Origin of the sequence: Microseira wollei NIES-4236 (assembly GCF_020521235.1) — a bacterium.
Classification (GTDB): Bacteria; Cyanobacteriota; Cyanobacteriia; order Cyanobacteriales; family Aerosakkonemataceae; genus Microseira; species Microseira wollei.
Genome location: NZ_BLAY01000067.1, coordinates 16,877 through 42,402, shown reverse-complemented (window position 1 = coordinate 42,402; position 25,526 = coordinate 16,877). Strand labels below are relative to the sequence as shown.

Genomic DNA, 25,526 nt, shown 5'->3' with positions numbered 1-25,526 from the left:
CCCAGTTCATAAAGCTGGTAACTTTATGGATTGAAGCGGGGTTAAACGGCGGTAACTCTGAATCCGACAGGGAATCCCGCCTAGCACCTAATCATGGGTAGGCATACGAACTCTCGTCTGAACCATCGTTATAGCGAACTAGCCTACGCGGATTATCGGCTGGGGACAAAAGTCAATAGTCCAAAATGCTCGAAGAATTTTAGTATCTTAACGAGGAACATCCATAAGGACTCGGTGGATAGAGAGACCCTAAAATTAGAAACAACGGAGATTAGGAACGAAGTAACCTCTATAAACCTCTTAAGAAGGTCGATTCTTAAGTAGTAACCAGCGGAAGGTTTAAAGAGGAAGGATGATTCAAGAAGCCGCCTGTTTGTAATGAACAAGGATATGCTGACGTGAATCCGGTTGCATGGATTGAATAGTCGTCAATAGCAATTCAAAAGTTATGAACACGATTGAAAAATCGATGTATGAATGGAAGGAGATCAATTGGCTGGCGAAAAGTCGAAAGATGTGTCTTTAAGTTGCAAAAACGAATATTCAGATCTAGTCAACAAGGTAATGTCAAATTAATCCACAAATTACAACGGCTACTCCTCAAGTCCTGGTACAGCAAACTTTTAGCTGTACGGCGGGTGACGCCAGATAATCAAGGTAAGAAAACAGCAGGAGTTGATGGAAGAAAATCCCTAACACCTCCTGGAAGAATTACCCTAGTAAACCAACTAAAAGTTGGTCACAAATCGAAGCCAAACCGTCGAGTCTGGATACCCAAACCGGGAAATGATGAAAAGCGACCTTTAGGAATTCCTACAATGTATGAACGAGCTTTACAAGCTCTAGTAAAATTAGCAATGGAACCTGAATGGGAAGCTCGATTTGAACCGAACAGCTATGGATTGGGACCTGGACGTTCAACCCACGATGCTATCGAAGCAATATTCCTGGCAATTCGATACAAACCCAAATTTGTGTTAGATGCAGATATTTCAAAATGCTTCGATAAAATCAATCATGAAAAACTTTTGACAAAACTACGTATGCCAAGCTAAGACGACAAATCAAGGCTTGGCTAAAATCAGGGGTTATAGATGGCAGAACCTTATTTCCTACCGATGAGGGTACACCACAGGGCGGTGTAATCAGTCCGTTGTTAGCAAATATAGCCCGACACGGTATGGAAGAGAAAGTGAAGCAATATGCTGAAACGCTCAAAGGAAGGAAAGGGAATAACAGAAAAGCCCTATCCCTAATCCGATATGCAGATGATTTTGTTATCCTGCATGAAAGCTTAGATGTCATCCTTGACTGTCAAAAGATAATCAATGAATGGCTAGCAGAAATGGGATTAGAACTCAAACCTAGTAAAACCAAAATAACCCATACATTGAATAAACATAATGGGGAAATAGGTTTCGAATTCTGAGGATTCAGCAGACAATACCCACAAGGTAAAAATCAATGTGGCAGCAATACTAACGGAGAAAAAATAGGATTTAAAACCCTCATCACCCCTAGCAAAGAAAAAGTAAAAATCCACATCCGAAATTTAGGTGACAAAATAGCCAAACATAAATCCTCGCCTCAAATTGCACTAATAAAGGAGATGAACCCAATCATTAGAGGATGTTCGAATTACTACTCAACCAAAGTTAGTAAAGAAACCTATAGCCATTGTGACAATATCCTAGATCTACAACTGAGAAGATGGGGAAAAAGAAGACACCCTAATAAATCCTTAAAATGGGTACACAGTAAATACTGGAACTCAATAGGAAATAGAAACTGGGTGTTCTCAACTAGGAAAGGACAAAACGCTTTTAAACTCCAAAACCATTCTGACACTAAAATTGTCAGATCCACGAAAGTTAAAGGTGAAAAAAGTCCTTATGATGGGGATTTAACATACTGGAGTAGTCGGATGGGTTCACACCCAGAAATGCCAATAGATAAAGCCCAATTGCTTAAGAAGCAAAAAGGCAGATGTGCATATTGCGGATTAACATTCCGAGATGGGGAATTGCTGGAAATCGACCACATTACTCCCAAATTCCTTGGGGGTAATAATTCCAAAAGCAATAAACAATTACTCCATCGACATTGCCATGACACCAAAACCTCATTGGATAAGGTTAGTATGCGTGAAAAGCACCGTGTAACTGAGGATCCGTGTGAGGTCGAAAGTCTCACGCACGGTTTTGAAGACGAGTCTAGATGGTGACATCTAGGCTTAGTTTAACAGTTTTCCGACCTCAATCAAGCCAAAGCAAAGATGTTTGGCGAGATGACTGAGTCAAATACTCGGTTAGCGAATTGGCTGTTAACTATTCCACTTCCTGAACGAAGGAAGTTGACCACAGCCAAGATAGAAACGTTGCTCATGTTGCCAAGAGCTAATCAAACAATTCGGCACACCACGTCTGGAGTTGGGAAGAAGGTTAAACAATATAAATCTCTGCCCCCAGAAATCAATAAGCAGAACTGGACAATTCATAAAATTGGGGAAACTTATAGCTTAAGTTTTCCGAAAATGAAAGGAACCAAGCGAGTCCCTGTAGAAGTAGCGTCAAAACATTGGCAACCAATTTTGGAATTGTTGCTTAAAAATGATACTTTTATTGATAAAGGTTCTGCCAAACTCATTAAGCATCGAGGGAAGTGGTATGCCTAGATCTCTGTCACTCTGGAAGTTCCAGCAGTGCAGACGATTAACAGAGTTGGATGTGACCGAGGGCAGAACAATATCGCTGTGGTAGCACCTGAATCCGGTTTTGGGAAGTTCTTTAGTGGCAAGGAAGTTAAACATCGTCGTCGTCCTAATCAGCAGCGTCGAAAATCTTTGCAATCAGCGTCTAAATTCCGCGCTTTGAAAAAGTGGGATAAGCGAGAACGTAGGTGGATGGAAGCCGTCAACCACACTATTAGCAGAAGGATTGTTCGATTCGCGCTCGTATCTGAATGCTGATGTAGTGGTTGAAGACCTAGAAGGGTGTCGTCAAACTATGAAGCAGAGTAAAAAGAATCGCTCTGACAATGGAGAATCTAGACATTCTTGGGCGTATTATTCTCTGGAGCAAAAACTGGAGTATAAGTTAGCCTTAAAGGGCTTGAAACTGATTAAGCGTCCGGCTCCATATACCAGTAAGTCTTGTTCTACTTGTGGCACTCTTGGCGATAGAAAAGGAGACCATTTTAATTGCCCTAATGGTCACTACCACAATGCTGATTTGAATGCTGCGAGAAATCTAGCCGGGTAGGATGGTTTCTCATGTTCTTTAGACCTAAAGAGAGATGCTGCTGTAATGGTTTCATCCGGTCTGGAGAATGGGCTGCTTGGCACAGCCCCGAACGCAGATGTTGGGTATTCTCCCTAGTGGAGAGTATCTGTAGACGCAAGAATCCCCGTCTGTTTAGAGCGGGGAGTGTCAACCTCTAATGAATGATTGAGAGCAAAAAGTTTAAGCGGGATCGGAAACTGTTATATCTGTTGCAACAACGCCTGGATATGCTTTATTGATGTTTTGATCGACGTTGCGGAAGCCAACGCTGCCATCTGCCTTACGGAAGTAAATTCCACCTTCCGATTGAGGATCGCCAACCAACTGCACCCGATTGTCCAGATCGTTATAGATATCCCAACGCAGATAAGGCTCAGGAGCCCAACGCGCCCAACGCCCATCGGTGGTAATCGCCCACAGCCGCCCGTTTTTACCTACCGCAATCTGCTTGGCAGTAATACCGGGGAACGTTTTGTTGACGTTGTGATCGACGTTGCGGAAGCCAACGCTGCCATCTGCCTTACGGAAGTAAATTCCACCTTCCGATTGAGGATCGCCAACTAATTGAACTCGATTGTCCAGATCGTTATAGATATCCCAACGCTGATAGGGAGCAGGAGCCCAACGTGCCCAACGCCCATCGGTGGTAATCGCCCACAGCCGCCCGTTTTTACCTACCGCAATCTGCTTGGCAGTAATACCGGGGAAAGTTTTGTTGACGTTGTGATCGACGTTGCGATAGCCAACACTTCCATCCGACTTCAGGAAGTAAACCGCACTCTTAGTGGTTGGATCGGCAACTAATTGAACCCGATTGTCAAGATCGTTATACACATCCCAACGCAGATAGGGAGCAGGAGCCCAACGCGTCCAAGAAAGACTTTTTTGAATAACCCAGGGGCTTGAGGTATCTGGGTTGGCAAATGCTGGGTTAGTTGACAGCAAACAAACAGCAGAGAAAACCGTCAGCACCACCATCAGAGTGGTTGCCAACCGTTTGATTAGGCTCGAAAACTTTGTCATGTCGATCTTTATACCTCACTTGGTGAGTAAACTTCGGTTCTATTACTAAGACGTTTTCACTTGGCTATTCCGGCCAATTTTTCGAGTTAGAGGCATTTTTTCCCAAATCGGGGCATAACTCAAAAAACGTCTCAAAAGTGGGACAAAATTGTCACAAAACTTGACAAATTGAGCGTCAACTTAAGCGAAAATCTTTGCAGGGTGGGCAATTGGCGTGAGCAGCTTTGACACTAATCTATTAATCCTTAATTCGGGAATTGCCCACCACACCGACTGGTGGGCAAGACGAATTTGGGCTTGGTTGTAGGCGTGAAAATACTGTTCGCCCGGGAGCAGCTCACCCTACGAAGATCTGATTGAGTAAGGGTTTGACGCTTAAGTTGACACTAATGGATACCAAGGCTCCTACGAACGACCAGCAAGAGCGCTATCTCGAAAAAGCCGGTTGGCGATACTCAACCTCACCTATAACAGAGCGCTCGCCCTAATGCACCCTACGGCAATTGGCGATCGCACTCCCTCACCCTCAAACCTAATCCAAATGCGGGAGCGTTGCGTCTGGGAAGAAGGACTTACGCACTCCCCCCTTACCCCCCTTAGGCAGCATGTCAGTGAAAGCAAATATACGCCCACAGCGTCGAAGCCTAGAGCGCCAGTCGAGTAAAAGTATTTGACAATAAGTAAGATTTATGCATAGAGAATATTGTTAGTAGGGGCGAAAGCGTTGCGGTAGCGATAGCGCAGTGTTAGCGAGGAACGAGCGTCGGAACTAGCGTCAGCATTCAAGCAACAAATCTTGGATTCGAGCCATAAATTATCGCCCGAATGCTTCGCCCCTCCAGAGGTTTTCGGTTACTACACAATCTGCCTATTTTGTCAACATTGAGTAATGGACTGGCGCTCTAGAACACAACGATCAGGGGAATGCCATCGCTTCGGTATCTCATCCAAGCGAGAACCCCCCGATTAAACTAGAAGTAGCCATCTTGCCGCTTAACCACCATGACCTTTGCTCAAAATTCAGAGGCTGCGGCAAGTTTAACTGTACCGACCGAAGCGGAAGATATAATCATTCCACCCTGCGATTTGTGGAGTGATGCGTAAATTCGGGTGAGCAACACCCTATTTTAAGATGAGTAACTGTTTTTTGCAGCTTTTAGCCATTGCTCAACCATTATTTTCAGCCTATTTAACGAATAGTGGTAAAACGTTCGACCTTTTTCTCGGCTGGCTAGTTTTGCAGCGCAGCGACTGGTTTACAAACCAGAATATTTTAAGCCTTGGTTTTCGGCATGATGCTAAATCTAGCATAAAATTACAACAAAGTCAATATTATCGTCATAAATAACTATGAGTAACTAGAGTAAAGTATTTGGCTATTTAGTCAAGCTCCCCTAATTTGCAGACCGAATTATCCACTGACTCGCGGGCGCCGGATGTGAGTGAAAATGGGAGAACATCCACCATCTTTTGACTGGGAGCAAGCTAAGAACAAATGGAGAAGGCAGTAACCCTGGAGGAAGCTTTACGCTTGGCAATGCAGCTAGAGCTGGTAGACAAAGTAAAAACGCGATCGCACTCAGTCAAACAGCGCGATCGCTCTTTCCAACAGACAGCCAGTGCCCAGCTTATGCTCTCAAACGGGCAGCCTGCGTTCCTGCGCTGTTGAGGCTCCTAGTAAAGGCTTCTATGACATCTTGACCGCTGAATTCCTGATTGGGCTGCATGAACAGGGCCGCAAAAGAGAGGCTCGTAACCCCTCCTGTGGTATTGTTCTGAATCTGGAAGTTGGCAAACCCGTCATTGTTATACTTCTGCAGGTCAATACGATATCCCTCTTTACTGACGATCGTACCTCGGCTTTCCTGAGGCCCAATAGAGACTTTTGTGCCCTTGCCGTCTTTGCTTAGTTTCTTGCAGAATTCTTCGAGGAGTCCGCTGTTTAGAATTGCTTTTTTTTGACTCGCTGAAGGTGCACTGAGGCCACTGACATTTTCTAGTTCGATCATGGTTTTATTAGTTAATAAACTGGATGAAAAACTGATTCAATTTGTAGCATCCTTCTTGTCTAGTTGAAGATACCTAAAGCCCTTCTTTACTTATCACCTGATCTCCTCCCCTCTCCATGTATGGAGAGGAGTCGGGGGTGAGGTTGTTCACCTGCTGTCTTAACAAGAAGGATACAAACCAACATGATATGAGGGGTTGAGTTCGCAGCTTCATTATCTACACTGCCTCTCTAGGGCAGGGGTAGTGTAGATATCCCATCCCTTATCCGTGTTTTGGATACACGATCCTTACACCTTAAAGACGCTCTCAGAGGGCAATTTGTCTAATTTTTCGAGTTAGAGGCAATTTTTTCAAAATCGGGGTATAAGTCGAAAAAAGCCTCAAAATTAGGAACATTTGTGAACAAAAGTTTACAATTGTTTCAAAGCCTCGTTGACCGGAGATGGTGCTGGGTAGAGCAAATTCCCAGACAAGGCACGGCGGTAAGCCGAACTTGCGCCCGTCACATCACCCAATGCGGACAATGCCCTCCCTTGCCAGTAATCAGCGGTAGTGGGGTTAAACTTCATTAGTGCATTGGCGTAGTAGTAAGCTTCTTGCCACCATTTCCGACTGCAACGTTCATCCCCAAGCGCCTGATAACTCTCCCCCAACCACACAGACGCAGTTACCGATCGCAGATCCCCTTTGGGTGGCAACTGCCATCCTTGTTCCAGCGCTTCAGTTGCTTCCCGATGCCTCCCTGCTAGCGCCAGCACCCGTCCATGCAGAAACCAAGCATCAGGTAGCCGAGGTTGAAGTTGCACCGCTTGGGCAGAAATCATACACCCTCGCTCAATATCTTGATAATGTTCCACCAGCACTCGCCCCGCCGTTACCCAAACACTCCAGCGTTGGGGAAAGCGCTCGAGCATCTCTTCTAGTAGGGAAGCAGGAGGAGATACCAGGGTTGTTTGATTCGACTCATAACCCGCCCGGAAATCTGGGGCTACAGCACAAGTCGGTTGAAACCGACTACAAGAAATATCAACAGTAGGTTTTAACGGACTTGAGCTATGAACCAGGGAATTTATTCCCTGGCGGAATACATGAGAATGGCGTAACTCCCCCAATCTCCCAGCAGCAGGCAAAATCTCCCACAGCGCCCGATAGATTTCGCAATCATTCTGGTAAAGCGTATAAGCTCTCAAAATTGCATCAGCAGCTGTATAGGAATTGCCCGTGTGGAACAAACACCAGGCATAGTAATACCAGCCAAAAGGACTGTTAGGGTGTTCCTGTGTAAACTTCAGCAACAGGGCAATCGCTTTTTCCCACTCACCCCGGCAAAGGTGGTAGAGTGACAAAACTTGATGGGCAGTGGCAGAGTCAGGAGCCAAAGCCAAGGCAGTTTTAATCAACTGCTTAGTCTGCTTGCCCGCCTCGCCCGCAACTAACCCTTGCTGGCAGCGATGCATCGCCAACTGTTGGAGAGTGCGGCAATCATTAGGAGATAGCTTTAATGCCTGCTCCAAACGCTGCTGTGCCTTCTTAATTTTGCCCACTGCCAACAGAGGCTCATAACTCTGGCTCAAGGCAACAACGTCATTCGGATTGAGCGATAATGCCGCATCAAAGGCTCGTAGGGCTGCCACAGGAGATTCTGTCTTTAGGTATATGTCTGCTAGCGCATACCAGTGAGCAGGGTTGTCAGGTTCGGTGGATGCTGCCGACTCGAACAGCTTCACAGCTTCTTGATGGCGATCGCGACAGACTTCAATCAATCCCTCTATATGGTGCCCAGTCGCAGCATTGGGGGATAAAAACAAGGCTTTCTCATAAACCGCGATCGCCTCTGCTTGTTTTCCCATCAGGTGCAAAATCTTCCCCAGTTGCAACTGCACCCCCATTAAGCAGGGCTGGCGCTGGAGTACTTGCTGATACTCTTCCACAGCTTCCTGCCAGCGTCCCATCTCGTACAGCAGATTTGCCAATTCCAAACGTTTCTTCCATCCTGAGGGATAGCGTTGCAGATAATTGCTTAAGGTTTTCAGCTTCTGGTCTTTTCGGGTGGGTTTGTCGTCTAAGACAAGGTGAACGTTCATCTGCTCTTCTAAACGTGTGTAAACGTGTCGATTGCTTGGATTACTCCAAGTACACCGCAAACTGTTGCCAGTTTGTGTGGCGCGAGCCGCGCAAGGAACCGCAGTAGTATATTGATGGCAGAGTTAGTATCTCGATCCATCACATTACCGCAATGGGGGCAACGATAAGTACGTTTGTACAGGGGCATATCCTGTTGGTGAGAGCATCGCGAACAGGTTAAGGATGTATCTCGCTCGCTAATAAGGTGTAAAGACTTACCAGCTAACACACATTTATATTTGAGCATTTCAACAAACTGATACAATCCCCAGTCATTAAACACAGCCCGGTTCCTAAACTTATTATGAGAGTTGCTCACCATCTGTCGGGGTGACAGTTCGCCAATCACAACAGCACTTTCAGCCAGTTTGTAAGCGATCAAGCTAGATGCTTTATGGAGAGAATCAACGAGCTTATTTCTTTTCTTTTCGGCTACGAGTTGATAGACTTTACTTAGGAAACAGTCAACCTTGAACCTTTTTTGCATGAAGACCTCCTTGAGCGAATTTTATCTAATTGACGGTTGAACCATCTATAACCCTTAAAGCCACCTATCTGATAAACTCTTCCTTGTTCGTTAACTCCGCTTGCTAGTGTCTGGATGCCTAAATCTATCCCTAGATATGTTGGGTTGTCACTAGGAGAATAACTATTGGTTTCATAGACAAAACAACAGTAGTAGCGACCACGACTGTCTTTAGTGACAGCTACTTCTTTAAAATTTGGTGGGGGAGTTTCTGTTAGATGTGCGACGACGTTTTCAAATTTTTTCCCCTTGCCCTTGCCGACCGTTGGCAAAGTAATTTTCCCGCCGCTCACAGCTAGATAAGCCCCTGGATATTTGAGTGGAAAAAACTGATGACGGGGCTTAAATCTTGGGAACCCAGGTTTTTCGACCGCTGCGACTCGTCGAAAGAAAGCAGCCATTGCTTTGTCTAGTCTGAAATAAACTTCTGCTAACAGCTTTCCCTAGACGTATTTCAGTTCCAAATCGTACTGCTTGCTCGCAATTAAACTCTTTTTTGCTTCATACAGTTTCCAATGTTCACCATTTCTGAGCAGAGCTATCCACCAGTTATACAACCCACGACACTTGGCTTGCATAAACTCTAGTGTTGCCGCATCACTCCGACTGAGTCGGAGCTGAATCTTTTTGACTAGCAGCATCTTTAATTGCCTTTTTGTAAGACCTCAGTCCGTAGAGTCGCGCACTGAAGATATGAACAATTGACAGTAAATCTTGCACCAGTTCTTGTTCTGGTGATAGGGGATCTCCGTTAATGACGATTACTTCAGCACCGTGTCTGGTGCAAAAACTCTCAAACCATTCAAAGCCAAAACGAACTAACCTATCTTTGTGTGCTATCACAATGCGACTTACTTGCCCCAGTTCGATTTCCTCAAACAGTTTGGAAAACTTTGGGCGTTTGTAGTTAAGTCCACTGGCGATCTCTTCTATCGACTCATCTACGAGGATTTTATGGTGAGTACAGTAAGTTTCTACGGCGGCTTTTTGGTTTTTCAAATCTGGCTTTTGAGCTGAAGTAGAAACACGCAGATACATCACCGTTTTACCTGCATTATTTGATTTTAATCCTTTATATTCTAGTAATTGGTCATGAGTGTAGTATCGGCGTCCAGTCGGAGCGCGGTGCGCTTTGAGTATTCCAACTCGATCCCACCGCTGCAACGTCGATACTGACTTACCGATTAGCTTGCCAAACTTGGTCTGTATGTCTCCATCATACAGACATATTAACAGGTTTACCTATATTGTCTAGAGCTATCTAAAAGCTCCACCTCAGACAACTGGGTGACCTGTACCATGTATGTGACAGGACTTCTAGACATGTAGCAGCAACCTTGTAATCGATTGACTCTGGAGTACACCCCGCAGTTATCGGCGTTTTGCAGTCGGAAGTCGCGATTCGTTCAGATACAAGTTCTTCCCAGGCAGGCTTGATGGCCGAATGGCAGAATTGCTGTCCCCCCAGAGAAAAATCTCTCTCCCAAGACTCCTGACTCGTAACTCCCTTTTTAAAACAATAATTCAAGTCGGTATCTGAGCGAGAAGAGTTATCCAACTCTGAAAAATACTTGTTCAACTGTGTTTTCAGAATGGCTCGCGCTTGCTGAACTCGTTGGCGCACGCTGTCGTTGGAGATGGCGAGTTGTTGGGCGATGTCTGAGTAGGACATCTCCCGGTCATACCGAAGCATAAAAGGAATGCGTACATTGGCAGGCAAGGCATCGATCGCGTCACGTATGCATACATCCCTCTCGCGTTCGAGGACTGCTAACTCGGGAGATGGGGCGCTAAAAGCAACATACTTATCCTCTGCCATAGCAATTTTTTCAATGCTCTCAATATCTGTTGCTTCTCTGCGGCGCGATCGATGCATATCCATACAGAGGTTATGAGTCAGTCGAGCCAACCATGCTCTGGGGTTAGCAATTTTCCCAGCGTAGTCAAGCCATTTCTCCCAAGCTTTGATGCTGGCTCGACTGAGTGCTTCTTGGGCATCCGTAGAGTTGCCTTTCATACAACTCAGACAGCGCTGATAAAGATAGTCTTGATACTGCACCCATAACTGCCAAAAGTCGGTGCCGTCACCTTGAAACCGATTGTTTATATAGTTCATATTTTTCTGTTGTACTTGCTACAGCCTAAATCAGGTTTTTGTGCTGACGGGGCGATAAAAATCGGTCAACCCCTTACTGCGTGCGGGGTTGACCGATTTTTGTTGCCTTGTCAGGGTCTTGCGCCTCAAGGACAACGGTTTAGAACGATAGACATCTCCTGGATGGAGGCGTTGTTTCGGTTTATAAATTTCAAAAGTTAAGGTCAAGGTAATATTATCAATTAAACCCCAGGCTGTTACCGCTACGATACCATTGTCTATTTTCCCAGCTTACCTAGATACTGGCGACTTACATAATCTGTTTATCTCCGGTCTCATCAATAATTACAAATATTTTTCAGCCTTTTAAATTTTGTCAAGTATAACCTAACCTCTGGCTTTTCAATTGTTTAGCTGACCAGGTCGATTTGCTCAAGAAATGATGCAACGATTGCGAATTTGGTAATCCCACTATTTCTGCTATTGCTGGTAAAGTTTTGCGCTTCAGCTCAGATATCATCCTTATATGCAGATGTTTCAGGACTTACGCAACTGTCACATGCGATCGCATGAGCAGCAATTTTGCCAAGATCATGGCTAAACTAGGACGTTTGAGTTGTTGAATTAAGTAGTCTGAAAGCAATCTGTGCTTAAGTTGATAAACAGTTTGACCTGTTTGATAGGCTTTATGTTTAAGTCTAAGCCAGACTAGCATGGCACAAGCAATATGATTTATTTGAATTCTTCCCTTACGACATTGGCAAGATTCAATTCCTGTTAATTGCTTAATTTCAAGGGTGTTACTGCTCAATCTTCCAACCGAAGTTACACACCTCTTGTACAACATCATTAGAATCTTGAGACCAGTCATTCGTTACTATAAATTCCGTTTGGTCCGTGGAGACAATTACCCGGAACAGCTTCACTTTTTTGTTTTTAGGGAAAGCTTTAATTTTGATAACCTTTCCCATTGTTTGTTCTGATTCATTCCAGTCAAGAGAGGCTATCGATTTATAACTTTCTTTTCCTCCTGTATCATCTACTAAGCGATTCTTCTTTAAAGGACAGTAGTAAATCTTTCCTCGTTTGTCAATATATTGCATCAAGTTTTTTGTCGCATACCAACTATCCATCAAAACTGTGGGAAAAGGCAGCAGTCGATTAGTAGATCAGGTTTTGAAGCATTTCTAATACATGGTCAAGCTTGCTCTTCCCATCACCGTCTGGATCGTAAAGACGATAATCAATTACCCAGAAGTGGCCTGAAACAGGATTAACATATACGCAATTAACTAAGTCAATACCTTTGATAACTCTATGTTCATTTCCACTATATTGTTTTCAGCTAAACTCAATTTATTGGCTATATCTTTTATCTAAAATTATATAACCTTGGTCATGGCTTTGAATTAATGGTTTAACATTTTCCCATAGACGATGGCTAAGCTTTTCTGCTCTTAAATAACGATTAATTTGGTCATGACTAATTTTTTTGATATCGTCTGCTAAATTGGTTATTGTATAGTTAATTTGACCGCTCAATAAATATTGGCAGTAATCTAGCTTGCTAAATTTCATAGTTTACGAGCAATTGAGTCCTGTTTTTGTGATTTTAGTTATGATAAACCTTTTTGTTTTTAGTTGAACCTTTGATAGGTGGACAGCACGGGTCAAAGACCCGTGCTGTCCACCTAATAAGTTTGATTATCATTATCATAATTCAAGAACATTAAATAGTCTTTTTGTCAAGCCCATGCTACCCAGATCCTGTGTACGCGATCGCATGTGACAGTTGCGTAAGTCCTGTGTTTAAAAGCCTCAAAACTTCTGACATCTGAAAACAGATTTCTCTAGGCAGCACAATATTCATCTACAAAATTGAGGGTTGGTCGAGCTGGACGTGGCTTATCCATAAGCTTTGCTTGGGTTCTAGCTGTTTTCCCTAATTATACTATCATCAGAGTGAAAAAACAGCGGTAACCCTAAGGCGGGCAAAATCCTAGTCTGGCAACTAGATCCTCGGTCGTATGGCTAGTGGGCTTTTGGTGTATAATAGGGAGTCTTTTAGACCAAGGGCAACATCAGGATTTTAGGCTACGGAGGTTTAGATTTTTATGATATAAAAATTTAAACCTCCGTTCCAGCTAGAGGGAAAAATGGCTGAAACCCAGATGTATCAGTAATTTTTGGCTCTACTGACGGTGGCAATATGGGTTGCTTCGGAGAAGCGCAGCTAAAATTATCCGATCTAGGTGTTGACAGAGGCCGTGACCTTGGTTATTATAATAAAGGCGAAATAAACAAGCCCCCATCGTCTAGAGGCCTAGGACACCTCCCTTTCACGGAGGTAACGGGGATTCGAATTCCCCTGGGGGTACTTAAAAAAAGTAAAGAATTTTGAGTCTATAAAGCTGTGTTAAATCAATTATTTAACACAGCAAAGTTTATTATTCGGTCAGCTTATCAAATTTTTCCTTAATAGCTAAATCGATAAAAGAGCGGAGCAAAATTAAGAACCATAACCCTGATAAGATAAAAGCGGCGATCGCCCAGCTACTATAGGGACCTAGCAGCAGCACTGCACCTGCTAGGAAGGTAAATCCACTCAAACAAGCATAAACCAGGCTTTTAAGGGCTAGATGAATGCGTTTGAGAGCGCGATCGCTCTCCATCGATCGCACCCGAACTTGCAGTTCACCCCGTTCGATGCGTTCTTCTAAGCGTCGGATTAACACTTCAGCGGCAGAGGGCTGCTGCAACTTATACTTGATAAAATCCCTTGCTTGTTTGGCTAGTTCCCTAACTGCATTTCCCTGTCCTCCAGAGACAGTAATGCTTTTCACAAAAGGCTGAGCGGCTACTACCAGATTGTATTCTGGGTCTAGGGTACGAGCAATGCCATCGAGGGTTGTCAATGACTTCAAAATGAATGTCATTTGTGCTGGCAAGCGAAAGGGTTGCTGCTCGAACATGGCATAGAGTTCATTTTTAATTTCACCAAAAGCATTAATATCGACGGGTTTTTCGGTAAACTTATCTAAAAGAAATGTTATTAGCCGTCGCACCGGCGTCAGATCTGCGACTGGCTCAATTAAACCCATATCGATTAAAGTATCTACGACCTGATTGGTATCCTTCCTTAATACGGCAAAAAAAGTTTTAACCATCTGCTCCTTAGACATGGAATTGACCTCAGCCATCATGCCGAAATCATAAAAGATTAGGCTGCCTTCTTGACTCACTGCCATATTTCCTGGATGGGGGTCGGTATGAAAGAATCCATCCTGTAATAATTGCTTTAAATACGCACAAATACCAAGCTGAGCAATCTTTTTTAAATCTAAGCCACAGGTTTGCAAGGTTTGGCAGTCGTCAATTTTAATTCCTGGTACATATTCCATTGTCAGCACTTTTGTAGTGGTGTATTGCCAATATACTTGAGGGATAATAATGCGACTATGGTTGCTAAAATTCTCCCGGAAGCGGTCGGCATTTTTCCCTTCTTGTATATAGTCTATTTCTTGATATAAGATACTAAAAAACTCATCATAAATAGCTTCTAAGTCGTACTTTCTTGTCCAAGGCAAATACCGCTGACAAAAACGTACTAATCTGAATAAAATTTTAAAATCTAAGTTAAATAACTTTTCTAATCCGGGACGCTGCACTTTTACGACTACATCTTCCCCTGTATGCAACCTTGCCTTATGAACCTGCCCTAAGCTGGCAGCAGCGAGGGGAATCGGATCGAAATCTCGATATAAAGCATGAATAGACTTGCCCAGTTCAGATTCAATCAGAGAGATCGCCAGGGCTGTACTAAATTCAGGCACCCGATCCTGCAATTGCCCCAATGCTTGCACGTACTCCAAAGGTAGTAGATCGGCGCGAGTAGACAGTGCCTGACCAATTTTAATAAAAGTCGGCCCTAAATCTAACAGCGTAGTAACTAACCACCTTGCCCGACTGCGCTTATGGAGTGCAGAATCATTGGGAAATGTCGCATCCCACCACAAATAGAACGCTAAAGTTGCTGCCGCCCCAAAAATGTCTATCTGACGTGCTAGCAGGGAATATTTAGACCTTTGCCAACGGAGTGATTTAGGCGTCGCAGCAGATTTGAGCATCCGATTCGTCATTTAAGGTTATGCACCACCACTACTCCCAATAGTAGTTTTTGACAATCTCCCGCCGTCGATGTCGGGAAATTATTGCCTCATAGATTCTGAGCCAGCCAAAACTAGCAAACTAATTATGACGCCGACAGACCGTCTGGAGCAAGCATCTTGGTTAAACGTCCACGCTTGGGCTCGCTTGCTGCCACAAAAACGTATGTTTCAGATTTTGGCTGATGTTGCAAGCGTCTTTTGATATATACAAGCTCGACTCATAAGCAAGCCTAAATATGTTGCTCCAATTAAACAGAGTGCATTGCCGCCAGCGTCCTATTATAAGACATTTCAAGAGGCCGAGTTGCCAAGATCCCACTTAAAAGATGTTTGGTCTGTGGGCTAGTGTCTTTTTTCTGTCACAACCGATGAAATAATTACAGACAATTCATACTATTACATCTGAGGCAGGCTGAGGGTAAAGCAGGTTTCCCAAGCATCCTGATATTGCTGGGACGGGCAACTGGAAACGGCAATGGTACCATTTAAATGCTGTACGAGACTCTTAACCAGAGCTAGCCCTAAACCTGTGCCAGCGATCGCTTTCTCGGTAACACCCGGACCGCGATGAAACTTATCAAAAATCTGAGTTTGCTCTGCCGGTGAGATGCCCGCCCCGATATTAGAGACGTATACAACAATTTGAGGACTTTGTCCATCAACTGGGCAAGCGACCTTGAGATTGACTGTAGTGTCTGGATTGGAGTACTTGCCAGCATTGGTCAACAGTTCTTGGAGGATGCGGCTAAGACTGTTTAGATTGGTCTGAAGCATCAGGGCGTTTGCAGGTAACTCCACAGCCAAGGTTAACCCCTTATCCGCCCAAGTTGCCTCAAAAGACTGGGCTAGATCTGCAATCAGATACTTCAAGTCTACCCTTTGCACCTGAAGCTGGACTTTCTTAGACTCGAGTTGCTGAATCGTCAGCAAGTCGTTAATCAAATCAATTTCTTGATTGCACTGCTGTTCTAAAATATCCAGATACTGAGCCTGTTTATCTGACGCCAATCCGGGACGACGTAAATTCTGGATCGCCAGTCTCATCTTGGTCAGCGGTGTTTTTAACTCGTGACTCACAGTGGCGATGAATTCATCCTTCATCTCGTTTAACTGCCGCTGTTGTTCGAGCTGTTGGCGGGTTTTTTCGTACCACTTAGCCTGAACTACCAAATTCGATTTGACGTGTGTCGTGCGTTCTTCCACCAGGGCTAAAATTTGCCGCTGCATTTGGCACCCAAGGATAGCGATACTCAGCTGGGCACTGACTAATTCCACCAGCTCTAATTCCTCTTTTAACCAGGCACGGGGCTGACTTTGCTGTAGCACCAAGAACCCCAGCACGGTGTCTTTACTTTCCAAGGGAACCAGTAGCAGGGATGGCATAACATTTTGAGCGAAAATGGGGGCAATGCCAGCCTGAGGCTGATCCTTAAAATCTGGCTTGTCAGCAATGACCGTTAGCGCCGGCGAGTTGTTGAAAGTCTGCTGGCATAGAGCGCATTCGGCTAACCAAAACGATTGGTTTAACAAAGTCCCAACATTTTGATTTTCCTCTGATTGGTCAAAAGCAGACCATTCACAAGCAACTGTTACTTTAGCCCTGGGAGGGCGCCCCTGGGAATTACTTTTCAACTGGGAGTCTGTATACTTCAATAGCAAGATTAGACCCCGCTCCACCTCAAGCGTGCGCGCTGTGCCATCAATCGCCAAGTTGAGAATCCGATCCAGATCCGTAGAACTACGGATAGCCATCGTCAGGTTGTTGAGCAGATTCTGGTGCTTGAGTGAGGTACGAACCTGTCTGTGGAGTTGAGCTTGCGAAATGGCCATTGCTATTGAGCCTGATAAGGCTAGTAGTTGTTCTTTTTGCTGTAAAGTCCAATTGTAGGGGCGCGTACGCATCAAGAGGATTACCCCATTAACCTGACCTTGAAATTGGGTTGTTGTCCCCAAAACAGCACCAAAAGGCTTGTCTTCGAGCTTACTTAGCGATGATTGACCGATTTCAACTGCGCCTGTATCAGCGATCGCCAAGGGATTTTTCCTTGCCAGCATCGTTGCTTTAACCAGATTGGACAGTCCAGGATTTAAGCGCTCCTGTTGCGTTGCGACAGGATTGCCGGGATAGCAATATGCCTTCTCCACCGTGGCTGTATCGCTAGCGATCAGAGCAATTAGGCAGTATTCCACCCCAAAACCGTCAGCGATCGCACCGGGTAGTTCTAACAAAACCGCTTCCGGATCGGGGCTATTGAGCATTTTCTGCGTAATTTTTGCCCCTAAATCGAAATAATCGCTCTCCTGCTGCATAAGTCGGTAGACAGATTCCGGCCTCAGAACGGGTTCAAAACAGCTGTTCCTGGGGGAAGCGAACGACTCTATTTCTGCTAGCTTGACAGCGCGACTCTTTTTGCCTGTCGCCTTTGTCTTCTCCTGCGAATTTACCATGACCTGTAAAGCCCTTTGATTATGTTTAAATGTCCGCACTCAGCCACCGGCGAAGCTTGTTTTGGTCGTGCCAGCTACATCGCATTGATGCAGGAGGTGAGATTTTTAGCAGGCAGGGAGCTGACGTTAATTGCTCGAGCGCCACTTGACCAGAGCCGACCTGGCTTTTGCACTAGATTATCCTTTTCCAAACGGCTCTACATCAGTGATTTCTCTACGATTGGCTGCTTTGATAATTTTTTTGTTTTGAAGCGTCAATTTGTCACAGATCCCCGCTGCTCAGGGCAATTACACAAATCGCGCGAGCCAACCTTGTCCCTCTAGGGGTTGCCTCGCGCTCAACCTTGAACTTGAATGCTTTGAAGCTCAAGACTGATATTTTAGCTATTTTTGACCAAGTTAAAACTAGGAACGCCTTCTTTCTACTTCTTGCAGAGCTGCTTCGCTATTTTTACGATACAGTACCTTGCGGTTTTGAGCAGTCTGGTAGCGCTTATCCTCGAAAGGCACAAGAGCCATGAGATCTGAAGCCTTTTGCCAACGAGTCGCTATCTCTAACCACTGCGCTGGGGTTTGGGCGGTTCTACCCTCTGCGGAAGCTTGCTCGGCCATTCGCACGGCGGCAACAAAGGGGTCACTGGCGGAGTCGGTTTGACTCGTTTGGAGAGAGGCATCGATGAAGGAATTGGCATTGACTGGCGTTGAATCTGCCTGTTTTGGGCCAAACCACTTATAGAAACCCCAGCCAACCAGCAGCAGCGATATGCTCATGACTACCCCAGCCATCATGCCTCGCCTCAGTTGGCGTCGATGCCGTACAATGGGGGAGGCAGAAGGTTTGGGTAGGGGTTGCTTCATCGACCCGGTTTGACGCTCCCTCAGATCGGCTACCAGACCCATCAAAGGATTGCGCCTTGCCAATTTAATTTCTTCAAACCAAAGCAGCTGATTTTCTCTTTCGCGGTTAATTTCTTGCAACCAGAGTAACTGCTGTTCTCGGACAAGGCGAGTGTTAATTTTGACGCGACGGATATCGCGCGGCCCAATAAACTCCAAAATCTGCCGGATTCGCTCCACCAAAGTGGATTGTTCGAGCTGCTCGACGGTTTCAGCCTCGCAGAGAAGTTGCAACAGGTCAGAATCGCGCACGGCTCTGGCTCTGACACCAATGGAAGCCAGGTCTTCATTCAGAAGTTGGATAATCGCGGTTATGCTACCCGATCGAGCCTGTTTGGTGAGGTCGTTTCTCGGATCTACCATTTTGGGTTAAGAAGTCGCTTGACAAATGATCCCGAAGTTTTGCCTAAACATTTAATTTAAACTATCCGTTGACCATTCACGAGACTCTAAGCTTAGGTGTGAGCGCTCTAACCCTCGTGCGATCAAGTGCAGCAAGCGTACAACGCCGATAATTTTTTAGATCGTACCAGCATCTTGACATCCTGCGATCGCGCGCTCCCCACAGGATAAACATTGAAGTAATTGTAGTAATGGCGATCGCAGAGTGGGTTCTCTTCGCCTAAGATCAGCTAGACGCGGATAACATAAGCTGATGGGGACAATAACAATGGGCAAGCAGGTCGAAGTTTTACCCACTATGGCAGGCTTGATCGAGCGCGCGCTCGAACTTGTCCTGGCTCAAATGCAGTCATCAATCTCCTTGAGCGGGCGGTGTACGATCGCCCTGTCTGGTGGTAGTACGCCGAAGCCATTGTACGAAGCGATCGCAAATCTTGATCTACCTTGGGAAAAAATCCACGTTTTTTGGGGTGACGAACGCTACGTACCGCCAGATCATCCCGATAGCAATCAAGGGATGGCTCGTCGCGCTTGGTTAGACAAAGTTAATATCCCAGCAGCTAATATTCATCCCATGCCTACAGATGCAGGCGACCCCGCTGTTGATGCGTCCAAACATGAAGCCGAGTTAAGCGAGTTCTTCAAAACCCCACCAGGGGAGTTTCCGGCATTGGATATTATTTTGCTGGGAATGGGAGATGATGGACATACAGCTTCGTTATTTCCCCATACAGAGGCACTGGGAGTAAGCGATCGCTTGATTGCTGTTGGCAATAAAGACGGTCAGCCCCGGTTAACTTTTACCGCACCGCTGATTAACTCGGCTCGTTGCGTCATCTTTGTAGTAGCTGGTGCTAACAAGCGACCTGCTTTAGCCCAGATATTTGCCCCACAAGGGGATGAGATGACCTACCCAAGTCGGCTAATTCAACCCGTAGGAGAGTTGTGGTGGCTACTTGATGAGTCAGCAGGTCAAGAACTGAAATTCGTGGGCTGACAAAATTCGCTGTGATTAAAAGATTTGACTTTGATTAGCTCCGGTTTGACCCGAATTCCTCTAGGATCGTTTCCAGGGCAGGGAATATTCTATCTGTAACCCACCGCCAACTTTAATAGGTGTGACGGGGGCTGGCAAAAGTCCTAGCTGACCAAACTCTCTTAGCAATACCTACGTTGGTGGCAAGCGTTCAAGTTCCTACCAAAAAATGCTCCCGCCAGTCCGAGATGCTAGAACCGAGTGGTTAAACAGGCAATTAGGGTTAAGCCAGTGCTGCTTGGATAGTACCGACTGCTAACATTGTTGAGGCTGACAATACCTGTGAAATCCGAGCCAGGTTTGCTGGTTCCTGAACCAAAAAGACCAGTACTTAATTTAATTGTGGAAAGGCACAAACCCTGCCCTGCCTTTCCTCCCACCGCCAAAGCGGTATAGCGTTGTTCTCCAGGCAGGAAGAAAGATGATTGTTTGCCCGAATTGCAACCACCAAAACCCTGACGGAGCGGTTCAGTGCGAAGCTTGTTATACACCCTTACCGGCAACGACCAGTTGCCCGAACTGTGGCACCTCCGTGCAAACAGATGCTAGCTTCTGCGGTCAGTGTGGCTTTGACTTGCGCCCTGGTGGCAGTATCACAGGCGCAGCAGAGACAGTGGCTGCCGCTATTCCAACAGTCGCCCCGACAGCACAGGTACCCTTGCCAGATTTAGTGGCACCCGATCCTTTGGTTCAACCCGATTCTGTGAGCATGAGTTCTCCATTGCCCGATCCGCAACCACCCAGTACCAGTCCTCCTGCACCCGCAAGGGTGACGCCGCCGCCCATGGCGCCAGAGAGCGAACCCATACCGTCTTCAAACGTCCCCACCGTTGCACCGCCTAGCTTTGCCTTTGGGGGTAAAACTCAATTGCAGCAGCAGACGGCAGGATTGCTGCACGTCCAAACCCAAAAGACGATTGAGTTGCCACAAAATTTATCTATTATCCACCTCGGCAAGCCCAACGACCAGATTCCGCCGGACATCGATGTTTCCGGATTTCCCCATTCAGAGATAGTGTCCCGCGTTCATGCCGATATTAGGGTAGAGGGAGATAGTTACTATATCGAAGATGTGGGGAGTGCCAACGGGACTTACATTAACCACACGCCCCTGCCAACGGGAAACCGACATCGATTGCGACCGGGCGATCGCATTTCTCTGGGCAAAGGTGACCTGGTAACATTTTTGTTCCAACTTTCGTAGCTCGATCTAAGAGAGTTGAGACTGTTAATGTGATTACGCTAAACCTTCTACATCCGCTTCAGTCAATCCCGATTCAAACTTGGTCTTTTGAGGAGGAATCGGTGATTCGCATCGGGCGTGCTACCGATAACCAAGTGATTCTGTACAGCGCCGTGGTTTCCCGCCACCACGTAGAACTGCGTCGTCGGGGTTCTACCTGGGAAATAGTTAATTTGGGTGCAAACGGTACTTACCTAGATGGGAAACGCATCAGCGAAGCACCGATCGGAGATGGTGCTTTGATTCGCTTAGCTCGCTCCGGGCCTCAAATCCAAATCCACCTGGGAATGGCAGAGGTGATGGAGGGGCAAAAAATCATCTCCCAAAAACGATCGCCCGTCGAACCACAGCCTGACAAATCAAGAGACACTTTGGTCAATCCCCGAAGCGACAACCGGGAAGACCCAACTGTAACCGATGCCTGAAAACCATCGGTCAGGTAAAGCGATGAAACCGCGCCAAGAGTCGGACATCGCTATCAATAACAATTTATCTTTCGAGGGGGCTTGGGTTAGCTCTTTGACCGACGTCCTACCCGATAGGGAGGCATAGGATACATGGACTCCCTCACTTTAATTTTACGGGGTTCAATAACCCTAAAATTAACTTTTCTGTTGACGACGTTTGCTGCTATTTCCAACAGAAATGATATGATTAACATACCGAATAACCATCGGTTGCTTTGACTCAAATTCACAGGTCATAGCAGCGTGGTGAACAGCGCTTTCCGGCATAAACTGGTCGGAACCTAGACAATTAAAATTACGGGGTGACAACTAAAAACTTTGGGTGAGATGTGCCCAATTCTGTAGTTGGGTAAAAACTTGAGCGAGTTTTGGAGAGATTACTCTTGCCAAAACCTCGCGTCACAGTACATAACCCAAGTTGCTAGTTATAACTATCGTGGGTTGCTAATGGCTAATTGCTAATTGCTTATGGGAATATTTTTCGGTTCTACCATTAGCTATTAGCCATTAGCCATTAGCAAATCCAGATAACTACAATTTGGCCGACTTTGTTGACAGCAAAGGGAAAAAGAAAAAAGGAACTGTCAAAAAAGGTTGCAAAAAGTGGAACGATTCTAAAGCTTACCTATCAACAAGAAGTGCCTTGGCTAACCTGGAAAAAAATTGACGCGCGCATCGCAAGTCATTACACGGGAGATTAGTTGATGAGATTCTGAGTCTGGGAAACACAATCAAGTTAGAGAAGCTTGACTACAAAGCTTGACAAAAACTATTCGGAAAGTCTGTGCTTCGCTGTGCAACGGGAGAATTCGTATCTGATTTGAAACGCACAGGCCCAAAGCGCTGGCGTTCACGTGGTCGAATTTTCCACACAGACAACTAAGTTATCTCAAACTTGTCATCAATGGGTCACCAAAAAAAAGAAAAACCTCTCATATCAAATCCGGTTGCATCGGAATGATCGGCCTTTCTGGGTAATTGCTAATTGCTCGCTTGCTAATTGCTCCTACAGGGATTAATTCCGATGCAACGGTCAACGATATCAACTAGCGTCCACAAGTGTGAAGGCGGAATTCTTGGTCAGAGAGATTTGTACTGCTCCAAGTAGACAATGCTTTTCTGGCGTGGTCGGGTGCCCAAGCGTTCCTGCTGGCGGCAAGCAGACAGGCGACCGCAACAATTAACTTGCGAGTAGGAGGGCAAGTTCCTTCTTGCTTTGGAAAACCTCGTCCAGTCAGAGCGAGTCGCCACAAAAGTTTTAATTCCTAATACTGAGACTCACCGATGCTGTACCTAGAAATAGGGAGAGTCTCCAGAGAGGTTGAAAGCGAGGCGTGAACCCCCTCGCATGGACGGCATGGGGTGGCTTCAGTAGGCATAATGAAGAATAGCTGCAAAGCTGACCGGATAGCAGCATACAATGTCTCCATCAAAGAATTGTGATGTGGCAATCATCACGCAGCCAACGAACCATGCAGCTAAACGGCCCCCGCATCTATTCTTTGGATCTAAGGCGTGCCATCGAGCCTGATGTCCTGATTGTCGATCCTGACACTCCCGCGATCGAGGTGATGGCGCGGATGAGTCAGGTGAGAAGCAGTTGCTCGGTAACGCGATCGCATCCATTGTCAGAAGTCGAAGCAAGCACATCTTCCCTCCAGAGTCTCAAACGAGCTAGCTGTGCTTTGGTAATGGAACGAGGGCAATTAGTAGGGATATTTACAGAAAGGGATATTGTCAGGCTGACTGCGCTGGGAATGAATTTAAGGGAATTTACGGTGGCTCAGGTGATGACCCATCCAGTAATTACCCTGACACAATCAGACTCTCAAGATATCTTCACGGCACTCTCAATCTTTCGCCAGTACCGGATTCGCCACCTGCCAATTATGGACAAGCAGGGTCAGCTGATGGGTGTGGTAACGCCTGTAAGTATTGGCAGAGGGATGCAACCCGTAAATCTACTGACCCGATTGTGGTACGTGGCGGACGTCATGACAACCGAAGTCGTTCATGCCAGAGCAACGGCGTCGGTGCTGAGTTTAGCCCAGCTAATGGCTCAGCATCGGGTTAGTTGTGTGGTGATTACGGAGGAGAGGGGAGAAGGAGAAGGGGGGACGCGGGGACAGGGGGACACGGGGAATATAAATGAAACACTCCCCGCTCTCCCTTGTCTCCCACTCGAACCGTTTTCTTCCTCATCTTGCATCCCGGTAGGAATCGTCACAGAAGGGGATATCGTGGAGTTTCAGGCGCTGGAGCTGAATTTATCCCAGATGCAGGCAGTAGACGTAATGAGTACTCCACCGTTTTGTCTGGGAGCAACAGAATCTTTGTGGGTTGCCTACCAAGAAATGCAGCGACGACACGTGCGGCGCTTGGTTGTCACTGGGGATGAAGGAGAACTGCTGGGAGTACTTTCCCAGACGAGCTTGCTGCAAGTGCTTTCCCCAACGGAAATGTATGGTGTTATTGAAGAGTTACAGCAAGCTGTCGAAGAAAGTACAACGGAATTAAGGAAAACCAACGAACGATTGCAGCAAGAGATTATCGAACGCCAGCGAGCTGAGGTAGCGCTACAAAAAGCCAACGACGAGTTAAAAAGACAGGTCGAGGAACAGACTGCTGAACTACGAGCAGCTAACGCACTTCTAAAACAGGATATTGCCTCTCGCCAGCGGGTAGAAGCGGCTTTGCGGCAATCGGAAGCGCAACTGAGGCAACAAACCCAGCAACTAGAGCGAGCGCTGCACGAACTTCAAAATACCCAAGCTCATCTAATTCAGACGGAAAAAATGTCCAGTTTGGGACAGATGGTGGCGGGTGTGGCGCACGAAATCAATAACCCGGTTAGTTTCATCCACGGCAATCTCCCTTATGCAACTGAATATGTCCAAGGTTTGTTGCGCCTAGTACAGCTCTATCAGCAGCAATATCCCCACCCCGGCCTTGCAATTCAAATGCAGGCAGAAGCGATCGACCTCAATTTTATGCTGGACGACTTACCCAAATTGATGGCTTCGATGCATCTGGGTGCAGAGCGTATCCGCCAAATTGTGCTGAGCTTGCGAAGCTTCTCGCGCTTGGATGAGGCGGAAATGAAGCCAGTTGACTTGCACGAGGGGATTGATAGCACTCTGCTGATTTTACAGAACCGATTGCGTCCCCAGGGGGTATCTCGGAAACGAGGGACTCTAGCAGAACATCCCGGTATTTTGGTGATTAAGGAGTACGGGGACTTGCCACGGGTGGACTGTTATGCTGGGCAGCTGAACCAGGTGTTTATGAATATTCTCAGCAATGCCATCGATGCTTTGGAAGAAGATTGTGGGGATAGGATGCAGGATGCGTCCTCAGAAGATTCCCCAGACTCCTCACCCCAAATTCGGATTCGCACCGAAGTCATAAACAGCGACTGGGTAGGGATTCGGATTGCAGATAACGGACCGGGAATGACAGAATCGACCCGCCAGAAGCTGTTTGACCCTTTTTTTACCACGAAACCTGTGGGCAAAGGTACGGGTTTGGGTTTGTCAATTAGTTACAAAATAGTGGTTGAGAAACACGGTGGTCGATTGAATTGCGTTTCAGCACCGGGACAGGGAACTGAGTTTATTATTGAGATTCCCATTCGGCAAGGCGCGTTAACTTAGTAGCCAGGTTTGAGGCGTCAATTTATCTTTTCGTGGGGGTTTGGGGGAGCTATAAGACCCACGCCATAATTTTTAATTTGGCGTGGGATACATGGACTCCACGCGAGATGTTCATGGGGGAAACCCCCAAGACCACACTCGCTCCCCAAGTT

Annotated in this window: 19 protein-coding genes, 1 tRNA gene and 3 pseudogenes; 9 read left to right on the top strand and 14 right to left on the bottom strand. The window is 46.1% G+C overall.

Going from position 1 to position 25,526, the window contains the following annotated elements; genetic code table 11:
* The first annotated feature begins 473 nt into the window (after positions 1-473).
* The 4 genes and pseudogenes from MiSe_RS52830 (at position 474) to MiSe_RS52825 (ending at position 3,260) form a co-directional block, all read left to right on the top strand.
* Positions 474-2,231, top strand: a pseudogene (locus MiSe_RS52830) (group II intron reverse transcriptase/maturase).
* Positions 2,232-2,287: 56 nt separating this feature from the next.
* Positions 2,288-2,674 (top strand): hypothetical protein, encoded by a 387-nt coding sequence (locus MiSe_RS21990; RefSeq protein WP_226584920.1) that lies wholly within the window; start codon positions 2,288-2,290, stop codon positions 2,672-2,674.
* A 27-nt stretch (positions 2,675-2,701) separates the two neighbouring features.
* On the top strand, positions 2,702-2,968 hold the full coding sequence (locus tag MiSe_RS21985; RefSeq protein WP_226584917.1) for a hypothetical protein: 267 nt from the start codon (positions 2,702-2,704) through the stop codon (positions 2,966-2,968).
* Between the two features lie 37 nt (positions 2,969-3,005).
* Complete coding sequence (locus tag MiSe_RS52825) at positions 3,006-3,260, top strand: zinc ribbon domain-containing protein (protein ID WP_373872836.1); 255 nt, start codon at positions 3,006-3,008, stop codon at positions 3,258-3,260.
* A gap of 201 nt (positions 3,261-3,461) precedes the next feature.
* Here the strand turns inward: MiSe_RS52825 and MiSe_RS21975 are convergent, their stop codons facing one another.
* The 9 genes and pseudogenes from MiSe_RS21975 to MiSe_RS21935 all read right to left on the bottom strand — a co-directional run bounded on the left by MiSe_RS21975 (position 3,462) and on the right by MiSe_RS21935 (position 12,637).
* On the bottom strand, positions 3,462-4,304 hold the full coding sequence (locus MiSe_RS21975; RefSeq protein ID WP_226584913.1) for a hypothetical protein: 843 nt from the start codon (positions 4,302-4,304) through the stop codon (positions 3,462-3,464).
* A 1,628-nt stretch (positions 4,305-5,932) separates the two neighbouring features.
* The gene (locus MiSe_RS21970) at positions 5,933-6,313 is read right to left on the bottom strand and encodes a hypothetical protein (RefSeq protein WP_226584911.1); all 381 of its coding nucleotides are present in this window, start codon (positions 6,311-6,313) and stop codon (positions 5,933-5,935) included.
* A gap of 411 nt (positions 6,314-6,724) precedes the next feature.
* Complete coding sequence (locus MiSe_RS21965; RefSeq protein ID WP_226584909.1) at positions 6,725-8,398, bottom strand: tetratricopeptide repeat protein; 1,674 nt, start codon at positions 8,396-8,398, stop codon at positions 6,725-6,727.
* An 8-nt stretch (positions 8,399-8,406) separates the two neighbouring features.
* Entirely contained in the window at positions 8,407-8,925 is a 519-nt protein-coding gene (locus MiSe_RS52820; RefSeq protein WP_226584906.1) for an RNA-guided endonuclease InsQ/TnpB family protein, read from the bottom strand.
* On the bottom strand, positions 8,892-9,365 hold the full coding sequence (locus MiSe_RS21955) for a hypothetical protein (protein ID WP_226584905.1): 474 nt from the start codon (positions 9,363-9,365) through the stop codon (positions 8,892-8,894). Before MiSe_RS21955 ends, MiSe_RS52820 begins: the two co-directional genes overlap by 34 nt.
* 196 nt (positions 9,366-9,561) lie before the next feature.
* Entirely contained in the window at positions 9,562-10,188 is a 627-nt protein-coding gene (locus tag MiSe_RS21950) for an IS607 family transposase (RefSeq protein WP_226584930.1), read from the bottom strand.
* A gap of 37 nt (positions 10,189-10,225) precedes the next feature.
* The gene (locus tag MiSe_RS21945; RefSeq protein WP_226584903.1) at positions 10,226-11,080 is read right to left on the bottom strand and encodes an RNA polymerase sigma factor; all 855 of its coding nucleotides are present in this window, start codon (positions 11,078-11,080) and stop codon (positions 10,226-10,228) included.
* Between the two features lie 135 nt (positions 11,081-11,215).
* A pseudogene (locus MiSe_RS21940) lies at positions 11,216-11,597 on the bottom strand (transposase); the annotation flags it as partial.
* 6 nt (positions 11,598-11,603) lie between these two features.
* Positions 11,604-12,637, bottom strand: a pseudogene (locus MiSe_RS21935) (IS701 family transposase).
* Positions 12,638-13,363: 726 nt separating this feature from the next.
* Between MiSe_RS21935 and MiSe_RS21930 the strand changes: the two are divergent.
* Positions 13,364-13,436, top strand: a tRNA-Glu gene (locus tag MiSe_RS21930).
* A gap of 70 nt (positions 13,437-13,506) precedes the next feature.
* Here the strand turns inward: MiSe_RS21930 and MiSe_RS21925 are convergent.
* The 3 genes from MiSe_RS21925 to MiSe_RS21915 all read right to left on the bottom strand — a co-directional run bounded on the left by MiSe_RS21925 (position 13,507) and on the right by MiSe_RS21915 (position 18,936).
* Positions 13,507-15,198 (bottom strand): ABC1 kinase family protein, encoded by a 1,692-nt coding sequence (locus tag MiSe_RS21925; protein ID WP_373872835.1) that lies wholly within the window; start codon positions 15,196-15,198, stop codon positions 13,507-13,509.
* Between the two features lie 426 nt (positions 15,199-15,624).
* Positions 15,625-17,676 (bottom strand): GAF domain-containing sensor histidine kinase, encoded by a 2,052-nt coding sequence (locus MiSe_RS21920; protein WP_226584902.1) that lies wholly within the window; start codon positions 17,674-17,676, stop codon positions 15,625-15,627.
* 405 nt (positions 17,677-18,081) lie between these two features.
* Complete coding sequence (locus tag MiSe_RS21915) at positions 18,082-18,936, bottom strand: hypothetical protein (protein WP_226584901.1); 855 nt, start codon at positions 18,934-18,936, stop codon at positions 18,082-18,084.
* 307 nt (positions 18,937-19,243) lie between these two features.
* On the opposite strand from MiSe_RS21915, the gene pgl reads away from it, so the two are divergent.
* Positions 19,244-19,972 (top strand): 6-phosphogluconolactonase, encoded by a 729-nt coding sequence (pgl, locus tag MiSe_RS21910; protein ID WP_226584926.1) that lies wholly within the window; start codon positions 19,244-19,246, stop codon positions 19,970-19,972.
* 230 nt (positions 19,973-20,202) lie between these two features.
* Here the strand turns inward: pgl and MiSe_RS21905 are convergent, their stop codons facing one another.
* Entirely contained in the window at positions 20,203-20,502 is a 300-nt protein-coding gene (locus MiSe_RS21905; RefSeq protein ID WP_226584932.1) for a hypothetical protein, read from the bottom strand.
* Between MiSe_RS21905 and MiSe_RS21900 the strand changes: the two genes are divergently transcribed.
* On the top strand, positions 20,433-21,215 hold the full coding sequence (locus MiSe_RS21900) for a double zinc ribbon and FHA domain-containing protein (RefSeq protein WP_226584900.1): 783 nt from the start codon (positions 20,433-20,435) through the stop codon (positions 21,213-21,215). The genes MiSe_RS21905 and MiSe_RS21900 overlap by 70 nt on opposite strands.
* A 29-nt stretch (positions 21,216-21,244) precedes the next feature.
* The gene (locus tag MiSe_RS21895; protein ID WP_226584899.1) at positions 21,245-21,679 is read left to right on the top strand and encodes an FHA domain-containing protein; all 435 of its coding nucleotides are present in this window, start codon (positions 21,245-21,247) and stop codon (positions 21,677-21,679) included.
* 1,088 nt (positions 21,680-22,767) lie between these two features.
* On the opposite strand, the gene MiSe_RS21890 is transcribed toward MiSe_RS21895, so the two are convergent.
* Positions 22,768-22,974 carry a hypothetical protein gene (locus tag MiSe_RS21890; RefSeq protein WP_226584898.1) on the bottom strand — a complete coding sequence of 69 codons (207 nt, stop codon included), beginning with the start codon at positions 22,972-22,974 and terminating at the stop codon, positions 22,768-22,770.
* Positions 22,975-23,193: 219 nt separating this feature from the next.
* Between MiSe_RS21890 and MiSe_RS21885 the strand changes: the two genes are divergently transcribed.
* Positions 23,194-25,374: a CBS domain-containing protein gene (locus MiSe_RS21885; protein ID WP_226584897.1), complete on the top strand. Its 2,181-nt coding sequence runs from the start codon at positions 23,194-23,196 to the stop codon at positions 25,372-25,374.
* The last annotated feature ends 152 nt before the right edge of the window (positions 25,375-25,526 follow it).